Annotated in this window: 12 protein-coding genes and 1 pseudogene; 8 read left to right on the forward strand and 5 right to left on the reverse strand. The window is 66.5% G+C overall.

The annotated features are described in order from the left end of the window. Positions 1 to 6: 6 nt before the first annotated feature. The 3 genes from FVS66_RS13690 to FVS66_RS36565 are packed head-to-tail and all read right to left on the reverse strand — an operon-like array spanning position 7 to position 568. On the reverse strand, positions 7 to 192 hold the full coding sequence (locus tag FVS66_RS13690; protein WP_149180259.1) for a hypothetical protein: 186 nt from the start codon (positions 190 to 192) through the stop codon (positions 7 to 9). Further along, entirely contained in the window at positions 189 to 374 is a 186-nt protein-coding gene (locus FVS66_RS13695) for a hypothetical protein (RefSeq protein ID WP_149180258.1), read from the reverse strand. Before FVS66_RS13695 ends, FVS66_RS13690 begins: the two co-directional genes overlap by 4 nt. Next, positions 371 to 568, reverse strand: a complete 198-nt coding sequence (locus tag FVS66_RS36565; protein WP_316248182.1) for a hypothetical protein — start codon at positions 566 to 568, stop codon at positions 371 to 373. The genes FVS66_RS13695 and FVS66_RS36565 overlap by 4 nt, the downstream gene beginning before the upstream one ends. 269 nt (positions 569 to 837) lie before the next feature. On the opposite strand from FVS66_RS36565, the gene FVS66_RS13705 reads away from it, so the two are divergent. The 8 genes and pseudogenes from FVS66_RS13705 (at position 838) to FVS66_RS13740 (ending at position 8,533) form a co-directional block, all read left to right on the forward strand. Then, positions 838 to 1,086 (forward strand): winged helix-turn-helix domain-containing protein, encoded by a 249-nt coding sequence (locus FVS66_RS13705; RefSeq protein WP_149181472.1) that lies wholly within the window; start codon positions 838 to 840, stop codon positions 1,084 to 1,086. A gap of 30 nt (positions 1,087 to 1,116) precedes the next feature. Then, positions 1,117 to 1,312 (forward strand): annotated as a pseudogene (locus FVS66_RS35930) (hypothetical protein); the annotation flags it as partial. Between the two features lie 102 nt (positions 1,313 to 1,414). Continuing rightward, a complete protein-coding gene (locus FVS66_RS13715) occupies positions 1,415 to 1,933 on the forward strand; it encodes a hypothetical protein (RefSeq protein WP_149181473.1) in 519 nt (172 codons plus the stop codon). A gap of 21 nt (positions 1,934 to 1,954) precedes the next feature. Continuing rightward, on the forward strand, positions 1,955 to 3,433 hold the full coding sequence (locus FVS66_RS13720; RefSeq protein ID WP_149181474.1) for a WXG100 family type VII secretion target: 1,479 nt from the start codon (positions 1,955 to 1,957) through the stop codon (positions 3,431 to 3,433). A gap of 81 nt (positions 3,434 to 3,514) precedes the next feature. Continuing rightward, positions 3,515 to 4,807, forward strand: coding sequence for a type VII secretion-associated serine protease mycosin (gene mycP / locus FVS66_RS13725; RefSeq protein WP_262386984.1), 1,293 nt, complete (start codon positions 3,515 to 3,517; stop codon positions 4,805 to 4,807). Next, positions 4,804 to 5,238 carry a hypothetical protein gene (locus FVS66_RS13730; protein ID WP_262386985.1) on the forward strand — a complete coding sequence of 145 codons (435 nt, stop codon included), beginning with the start codon at positions 4,804 to 4,806 and terminating at the stop codon, positions 5,236 to 5,238. Before mycP ends, FVS66_RS13730 begins: the two co-directional genes overlap by 4 nt. Before the next feature lie 41 nt (positions 5,239 to 5,279). After that, a complete protein-coding gene (locus tag FVS66_RS13735) occupies positions 5,280 to 7,520 on the forward strand; it encodes a DUF6571 family protein (protein WP_262386986.1) in 2,241 nt (746 codons plus the stop codon). A gap of 62 nt (positions 7,521 to 7,582) precedes the next feature. After that, positions 7,583 to 8,533 (forward strand): hypothetical protein, encoded by a 951-nt coding sequence (locus FVS66_RS13740; protein ID WP_149181476.1) that lies wholly within the window; start codon positions 7,583 to 7,585, stop codon positions 8,531 to 8,533. A 223-nt stretch (positions 8,534 to 8,756) separates the two neighbouring features. Here the strand turns inward: FVS66_RS13740 and FVS66_RS13745 are convergent, their stop codons facing one another. Further along, positions 8,757 to 8,942, reverse strand: a complete 186-nt coding sequence (locus tag FVS66_RS13745) for a hypothetical protein (RefSeq protein ID WP_149180259.1) — start codon at positions 8,940 to 8,942, stop codon at positions 8,757 to 8,759. Next, the gene (locus FVS66_RS13750; protein WP_149180258.1) at positions 8,939 to 9,124 is read right to left on the reverse strand and encodes a hypothetical protein; all 186 of its coding nucleotides are present in this window, start codon (positions 9,122 to 9,124) and stop codon (positions 8,939 to 8,941) included. The genes FVS66_RS13745 and FVS66_RS13750 overlap by 4 nt, the downstream gene beginning before the upstream one ends. Between the last annotated feature and the right edge of the window lie 60 nt (positions 9,125 to 9,184).

Here is a 9,184-nt window from a genome sequence, read left to right on the forward strand (position 1 = left end):
CTGTGTTCAGTGCTTGTGGCAGGCGCATGTGCACGTGATCGAGAAGACCGGCTGCTCGTCGGGGCCGGGGTCGTCGGACGCGTACACCTCCATAGGTGCGCAGAAGGAATGCTCGCCCGCCTCGCATTCCTGCGTCCGCCCGGACTCTCTCGCGTCCGCGGTGAGCTGCTCCGTCGTGCGCTCCGGCCTCACCGCTCACCACCCAGAAGGTCGAACGCGTCAGGGACCGGTGGGAACAGCGGTGCGCATTCGCGGCACGCGTACACGGTGAAGCCGGGTCCACTGGCCTGGTGCACCTCGGAGACGACCACGGGTGCGTCCGTGATCCGGTCGCAGCGTACGCACATGCGGATCGGCCGCCGCCGGTCGTTCATCGGGCGACCTCCACTCCGTGCAGGCTGCGGGCGTCCAGGTCGATGCCCAGGTCCGCCGCGCGTACGAGGGTGAGCCGCCGCGTCCTTACCTCCTGGCGCTCGTGCGCCATGAGGTAGGGGCGGACGAGAAGCGAGGCGCGGCCGTCGAGCGGTTCGGCCAACCCGTACGGGGAACGGAGTCGCGGGAGGCTCATACGAGGGGCCTCCCGCTGGACGTGGGTGGGGCTGGAGGTGGCAGGGGCCGGGCTCGCACTCGCCCGCCTTCGGCCGGAGCCGGGGGCGCGGACACCCTGCAGCAGGCGCACAAGCGCGTGGATAATGCTCACTGTTGACGCTCCTAGAGCAGCGTTGGCCATGCCCCCGGGTCGTTGGCCTCGACCGCGGGGGTCTTACGTCGCCCAAGCATACGCGCATACGCGTATACGCGGTCGCGCAATTTCGAGGCTACGCGCATCCTCGCGGTATGGATCTTGACCGGAGCAAGCCCGTGTGGCCTCAGATCGCGGACGAGCTGCGTCGCCGGATCGATGTCGGTAGGTACGCGGCGGGCGCGCGGTTCCCCGCCGTCGTCGATCTCGCGGCCGAGCTGGACGTCGCCCCGTCCACGATCCAGAAGGCGGTTGCTGCCCTGCGGGCAGAGGGTAGGCTCTACACCGTCCTTGGCCAAGGTTCATTCGTTGCCGACGTACCGGCGGGTGACGAGTCCGAGTGAGCAGTGCCCGCTGACCTGGACGTGTCTGGTGCCCTGGACGCCCCTGACATCCGCGTCGTGGAACTGGTCGAGGAACGCGACGTGGTAGCCCCCTTCGGCGCCAAGCCCGGCAGCGTGGTCCCGGTCCTCACCACCTCCGCGGCGATCGCCTCCGCGGTCCGCGTCGCCACGGAACCGCCTGGTCAACCGCCTCCCGATCCGCTCCCAGACGGCGGTCGTCAACTGAGCGCACGCCTGCCCGGGAGGCATCCGCCCACATGAGAGCTGTCGGCACTCCCCGCTAGAGTGAAGTCAGGGTCACGTTTGGCACGGGGGAGGAGCGGACCTGATGGCGGACAACGGCGGTTGGCCGAGCGGCATGTCGAGCGACGAACGACAACTACGCGCGGTGAACCCGGGGCTGGCGTCGATGCTGTACGACGCGGAGTCGATGGTGTCGTTCAAGAAGCGGGTCGACAAACTGCTCGTCGACCTGGGTGACTCACCCGCGGCCCCACGTCAGGTGGGCACGCCCCACATCAAGCGCGCGGACTTCGGCGGCGGTGACCTGGCGTGGTCCGAGGCGGCGGGCCTGTTTGCGTCGTACGAGATCGTGGTTGAGCGACTCAAGGAACTCTCCCAGCTCATGGGCGACTGCCTGGAGGGCATGGGCATCGCGGTCGTGTCGGCCAAGAACGGCTACGGGGCGATCGACGAGGACATACGCAGGCGGATGCTGGCGATCGAGCACAACACGCAGCGGCGTTACGACCCGGACCGGGACCCGACGGCGGATCAGCGACCCACGGCCGACGGAACGCCGACAGCCGAACCGGGCGACTCGGCGGGCGCGGGCGGCCTCCAGTAACGGCACGGGGGAGACAGAGAGATGGCAAGAGACGGCGGAGGCGGCGCGGGCGGCGGCCGCACGCCCTTCGAGAGCATGTCCCACGAGCAGATGCTGACCTGGCTGGACCAGGCGAGCAGCGCCCAAGTCCAGGACGCGGCGGACCGGTTGTCGGCTGCAGCGGGCGAGATACGGAACATCGCTCAGCAGTTGAGGTTCCGCCCGGAGCGCGTGAAGTGGGAGGGCGAAGGCAACCAGGCGTTCATCGAGTGGGGCGCGAGCCTGGCCAGCTCGACCTTCCGACTGGCGGACTACAGCGACGACGCGTCGAAGTGGCTGAGCCGCGCCTCGGGCGCCGTCGCGACGGCGCAGTCCTCGATCCCCCGCTACACCACCAAGGAGTCCGCCCAGGCCAACCTCGACGCGGCCAGGGCCCACCACAACGACCCGGACGCGACGACGGTCGCCGTCAAGGCGGAGGCGGCCCTGGCCGCCACCCAGGAGAAGAACCGCCAGGACGCCATCGCGGAGATGCGTAAACTGGCGCAGGCGTACGACCAGTCGGCCTCGGAGATGGACAAGCTGGAGGTGCCGACTTTCCGGCCACCGCCGGGGGAGTTCGTGCCTCCGGCCGAGAAGTGGCGCGACTCGCAGGACTTGTACCGTTCCGGCGTCGACGGTGCCGCCGCGGGCAATGGCGCAGGTGGAGCTTTCGCCTCGCACGCCTCCGCAGCCGAGAGTGCGCCGGGACATCGGAATGCGGCAGCAGCGGCGCGCCCGACCGTCCCGGAGACGCCTCATGCTGTCATGCGGCCCGAGATGCCGCCCGTGGCCACAAGCATCGACAGCGTCAGCACGTTGCCGCTCCCGGCGACGGCCCCTCCTGTCACGCCCGCGCCCGGTCCGGGGCGCCCCGATGGAGCCATGACGACTCTGCCGGTGGGCTTGGTACCCCCGATTCCCGGCGGCCCAGCGGCGTCCCCGGCCGCCGGGCAGAGCGGTTTTGGACGGGGCCCGGGTACGGCACTCGGTCCGGTACTGCCGGGACAGTCGAGCGGTGGCACGGGCCCCGGCGCGGGCGGGGTCAGGCCGCCGAGGGACGCCGGCGTCATCGGCGGACGGCCTGTGCCGCACCCGTCAGCTCGGCCGACCGGAGGCATCCCCCGTGGCACCGTGATCGGCGGCGAGGGCGGCGGGCAGGTACGTCCGCCCATGGGACACAGCGCTGGTGGCATGAACGGTGGCCCGAGGCCGGGACAGGGCGGGGCTCCGGTCGGCCGACGGCTCGCGAGCGAGGCCGGAGGCGTGGTTGGTGGGCGGCCTGTGCAGCCGGGCGTCACCGGTGGGCGTCCGTTCAGCCAGGGTGGTTCCGGACTGGTGAGCGGTAGCGTTCCCGGCACGCCCGCGCGGCCCTCCTCGCGCCGGGAGAGCACCAGGGGTGAGCGGCGCGGCTACCTCGCCGAGGACGAGGAGACCTGGTCGCAGAACAATCGTCGGGTCGCTCCTCCAGTCATCGACTGACACGACCACCCGAGACGAGCGAAGAGGACGTATATGCCTGCCAGCACCGGGCGCCGGACATATGTCCGTGCAGTCGTGTCGATGCTCATCACGATGGCGTTTGCGGGCATCGCTGCCACCCCCGCGTACGCAGAGTCCGTCCGGTCGCAGCAATGGCACCTGGACGCCATGGGCGCGGACGAGATCTGGGAGATCAGTACGGGCGAGGGCGTGACCGTCGCGGTCATCGACTCTGGCGTCAACGCAACCCATGGAGATCTTCGAGGCCGTGTACTCAAGGGAAAGGACCTGGCCCCGGAGAAGCCGGGCGACGAGTGGACGGACTACGACGGCCACGGCACGGGCATGGCGGGAACCATCGCCGGTACCGGAAGGAGCGGCGGGGACGGGGCGTTCGGGCTGGCGCCGGGGGCCAAGATCCTTCCCATTCGCATGCCTGACTCCGAGAAAGAGGCCAACGCGGCCAAGGCCGAAGTCCGGTTCAACGAGGCAGCGTCCGAGGGTATTCGCTATGCCGCTGACGCGGGGGCCAAAGTCATCAACATCTCCATGGGGCAGGACGCGGGATCGCCGAAACTGACGGATGCCGTCCGGTATGCCATGGAAAGGGGGTCGCTGGTGTTCGCGCCCACGGGCAACGACGCCACTTCGCGGGTCGAATATCCTGCTGCTACTCCAGGGGCCGTCGCCGTAGGAGCCCTTGGGAAGGACCTCAGAAGGTCGAGGTTCTCCCATTACGGACCGCAGGTAGACATTTCGGCACCGGGCGAAGACATCTTGCACGCGTGCGGCGGCAACGACATCTGCAAAGGGAGAGGCACTAGCGACGCCACCGCAATCGCATCCGCGACAGCCGCATTGATCTGGTCCAAGCACCCGGAGTGGACCAACAACCAGGTCCTGCGGGTCATCCTCAACACGGTGAGCGGCCCGACGAGCGGCAACAGGCGTAACGACCACATCGGTTATGGCGCGGTGCGCCCACTGCGCGCCCTGAAGGCGCCGGGCAACCCCGGCCCCCCGGACAAGTACCCGCTCCCCGACTTCACCTACGCGGCTGCCAAGTCCCCCTCCACGGAGCCTTCCAGCGCTGCTGAGGACTCAGCACAGCCGGCGACCGAGCCGACCGCGTCAGACGACGACAGTAGCGCCCCGACCGGCTGGATTGCCGTCGGCATCGGCGCCGCCGTCATCCTCTGCGCGGCCATCACGGTCCCGGTGCTCCGAAACCGCCGCCGTAGCAGCACCACTCAGACACCTGCTGCCGCACCGCCGTACCCGCACGCAGCAGACCCGCCACACTGTGCAGGGCAGCCAACGCCGCCGCCGCACACCGCACAGCACAGCCAGAACCGGACAAACGGGGGGACATGATGGCCTGGGACGAGTGGGACCAGATCAAGGCCGAAGCGGGTGAGGGCGGGCCCGCATCCATGCGGCTGAACCAACTCGCACCTATTGGTGGAGGGGGTGGCACGGGGAATCTGGCCTCCAGCCTCACTCGTAAGAAGAAGGCGGCCAAGGCGATAGACGATCTGGTGCGCGATGCCAAAACCCACGGAGACGACGCGGAAGAGAGCACAGCGTCAGCGGTGAAGGAGTTCGGGGCAAGAGACGGCGACGGCTGGGATACCGCCCCTGCCCTGAAGAAGGCGCATGCAACGTGGGAGAAGCAGGTCAAGGCGTTGGTTGATCGTCTTGTGTACGAAAAGAACGGGCTGATGCAGACAGGGAACACCCTTCGAGGCAACGACATCGATATCGGCACGCAGCTGAGACTGCGGTCGAAGATAGCCGACCTCTGACCACCCCCGAAGGGCTACCTGTGCCGAGTTACTACGAAGTCATGCACACAGACCTGTCTCAGCTCACCACCGCCGCCGGCAAGTGGGAGTCGATGGCAGGCGAGTTCAAGAAACTTGAAGGCCAGTACAAGCGAGATGTTCACGGAGTCTCTGCGGACGGCTCATGGGTGGGGCTCAGCGAGGCTGCGTTCAGGGCGCATTTTGACGCGACGCTCCGGGAACTTCAGGGAGCGCAAAAGGAAGCCAATGCGATCGCCGCGCTGTTGCGCGACGCGCATACAGATTTCGTGGACCTTCGAGGCAAAGTGAAAGCTGCGCGAGCCGATGCCGTCAAGGCCGGTATGCGGGTATCCGACCACGGAGTCTGCCACTTTGACTTCTCGAAGGTCAGCGCGCAGGAAGCGTACTCGATCCGTCACCAACCAGACCTCCCGGAGGTCGAGCGCTCGTGGACCGAGCGCATCCAGACGGCTGTGAAGGCGGTCAGCGACGCCGATGCGGGTGTCAAGATCGCACTCAACGCCGTTGTCCTCGACACCGACTGGACTGACGGGACGACGAACGGCTTCAACCGTCACGCCAAGGATGACGTTGAGGAGTATGAGGCTGAGAACGTCCTGGACATCGCGACAAAGATCAACAGTGGCCAAAGTGTCTCAGTGGTCGAACTTGAGGAATTCCAGCGTGCCATGCGGGACAATACGCGTCCCGGGCTCGACGATCCGGCTTTCAGTCGGACCTTCCTCAATGGCTTGGGGGCGGAGAACACCCTGAAGCTCGCGAACCGACTCAACGACCTCGCGTATCACGATGACGAGAAGCGCAAGGGCGCCTACCTCGGCCTGGAGAAGGGCCTGGCGAACTCCCTGGAGAACGCGATGCAGGACCCGAAGTCGGCGTTCTATAAGAATTTCCGGGACCAGCTCAAGCAGGCCGGGGTCAGGAGTTTCGACCTCAAGGAGGCAGCGGAACGACCGAACGTGATCAGCCGGGACCACGGGCAGCAGGTGCGAGGTTACCAGAGCCTGGTCACGCTGATGCAGCACGGCGAAGGCTACTCGACTCCCTTCCTGCACGACCTGGCCGACGATATCCGTTCGGTCGAGGACAAGAAGCGCGGTGGTGACCCAAATATCTGGGATCTCCACGGTGACTTCAGCGGCAAGAATGGTGGATGGTTCGCCAACGACCCGCTCGACGGGCTGCTTGGTGTCATGTCGAAGAACCCAGAAGCCGCCACATCCTATGTCGACCCGGGGGCCGACGGTAAGAACGATAACCTCAAGTACCTGCTGAAAGACCGCGAGTGGGAGTTCAACGACACTCCGGTCTGGCAGGGGAACCACGAGTCCGGGAAGGACATCGAGAAGGAAGACTCCGATGCCCGTACAGGCCTGGGGCTTCTGCTCGAATCATCCACGACCGGTCACCCGCCGCTTGGCCCCGGCCAGGACCCTTGGCCGGCCATACCGCACACCGAGGCGCAGGCCCGCATCATGCACGCTGTCATCGGTGAGCTGGGCCCCTCCCAGACCGTTCACGAGAACATGCGCGAGCCGCTCGCCCGCGGCTTGGCCACTTACGCGGCGGACACTCACGAGATGCTGGCGAACTTGGACTCGAAATACATCACCAACGCCGACACCGGCCACTTTCTGGACGACCAGGGTGAGCTTCACCTGGCCGTGGACCAGAAGAGCCTGACGCAGTTCATGCGAGGGCTCTCGGATGACCCGGAGGCTTACGGCACGCTCCACAAGGCGGAGTCCCGGTATATCGGCTTGTCGTTGGAAGAGCTCCCGAAGGACGCGCCACGCGACGAGCTGACCAACCGCCTGGACAAGTCGGGCGCAGCCCTCGGCGCGTTTGCCGCGATCAAGGAAGATGTGATCAACGACAAGCGGATGGCTGGTTACAGCGACGCCGACTGGAAAGCGAAGGTCGCCTACCATGTCATCGGTGGCGCGGTGACTCCCCTGTACTTCACAACCGCCGGCGGTGTCTCCATAGCATTCGGCGACTCGATCCAGCGTGGTGTTGACACCTGGGCGTGGGAGTGGGGCAACCGGATGAAGGGGGAGGTCGACACTGAGGCAAACGCGAAGATCGCAGACCTTTTCCTTGAAGTAGACAAGGAGCTCCCCATCTTGGTCTCTGACTGGGCCGAGGGGCGGAAGGACATCTCGGAGACTACGACCCAGACTTACACCGCGATCGCACTCAACGGACGTGATCGGGGAACGAACGCAGCGGCGAAGTATCTGACGGATACGCCGAACTGACCTAGCACCCTGGTAGGACGAGGGAAAGCATGCCACTGAAGTTTGTGAGCCGGACTGTTCCCGTGAAGCCGCTGATCGTGCTCGGGGTTTGCCTTGCCCTGCTGGGTGGACTCACCGCATGGCTGCTTCTCGGTCGTCAGACGGTAGCTGCCTGCAACGGGCTGCCAGAAAACGAACGCGTGAGGAAGGCGCTGGGGGCGACCGTGCAGCACGGGGTGGATTGCGCGGTCGTTGGTGAGGCCATTGTAAAGGCAACCGTCGGCAAGGAGCCGGGTCTTCACACCGAACCGCAGGCCCAGGCGATGAAGGACGTATTGTTCGCCCTCGGATTCACGAAGCCGGATCCCCTTACTGTCGATCCCGCACTCCGAGCCCCACTCGCCACCGCCTTGGCCGACTACGCCTCAGACACCCACGAAATTCTCGCCGGGCTCGACTCCGAGTACATGCGCTTGGATGGTGAGGCTATTCCGCCATGGGAATCCGATGGCACCTATCACCTCGCGCTCTACAGTACGTACTTCAAGGACATTGTGCGCGCAATCTCGGAGGACCCGAAGGCGTATGCCATCCTCCGTATGGCGCAAACGCGGCACGCGGCTCGGGAGCTCACCGCCGTGCCGGGCGAAGCAAGGGACGCAGAGTTCACGATTGTGCCGGTGAAGAACGCGCGCGTATTTGGCATCTTGGACGGCATCGGGGACGCCGTCGCGGAGCACCAGGACGAAGAAGACGCACAGGCTTGGCGCGCTGCGGTCATGGACCACCTACTGCGCGAGCCGACTAACGGCGACGAGAGCGACCCGGCTGGCCACGTCGTCACCATGTGGCTCCGAGACCTGGAGAACACGCCGGCCGCTGACCGCCCCGACCACCTCAGTGCACAGGCGGTCCACATGGCCCGTACGTGGACCCTGGCGCGGAAGACCGACGATTCTGTCCAGGAGAGCTTGCTGCGCGAGGTCGATGACAACCAGCGCAAGGTCCGCGAACAGGTCAAGCGAGACTTGTAGGGATTGCCCGAGAATCTTTGAATCGCAGGGACATCTCCGTGCCCTACCTACCAGCAGGCACCCGCGGGCGAGACCGTGCTGCCCTCCCGCCTCGGCCTTTGACTGCGGCGTCCAGGCTGACTTGTCGGCTGTAATGGGGGGCAGTAGCGCTGATGACTCCGCGTCATGCCCGAAGGCGGGGCCTTCCTCGTGTGGTGTGTGAGGGGGAGGCCCCCGTCTGTGTTCAGTGCTTGTGGCAGGCGCATGTGCACGTGATCGAGAAGACCGGCTGCTCGTCGGGGCCGGGGTCGTCGGACGCGTACACCTCCATAGGTGCGCAGAAGGAATGCTCGCCCGCCTCGCATTCCTGCGTCCGCCCGGACTCTCTCGCGTCCGCGGTGAGCTGCTCCGTCGTGCGCTCCGGCCTCACCGCTCACCACCCAGAAGGTCGAACGCGTCAGGGACCGGTGGGAACAGCGGTGCGCATTCGCGGCACGCGTACACGGTGAAGCCGGGTCCACTGGCCTGGTGCACCTCGGAGACGACCACGGGTGCGTCCGTGATCCGGTCGCAGCGTACGCACATGCGGATCGGCCGCCGCCGGTCGTTCATCGGGCGACCTCCACTCCGTGCAGGCTGCGGGCGTCCAGGTCGATGCCCAGGTCCGCCGCG

Origin of the sequence: Streptomyces sp. TRM49041, from assembly GCF_008271805.1 — a bacterium.
Classification (GTDB): domain Bacteria; phylum Actinomycetota; class Actinomycetes; order Streptomycetales; family Streptomycetaceae; genus Streptomyces.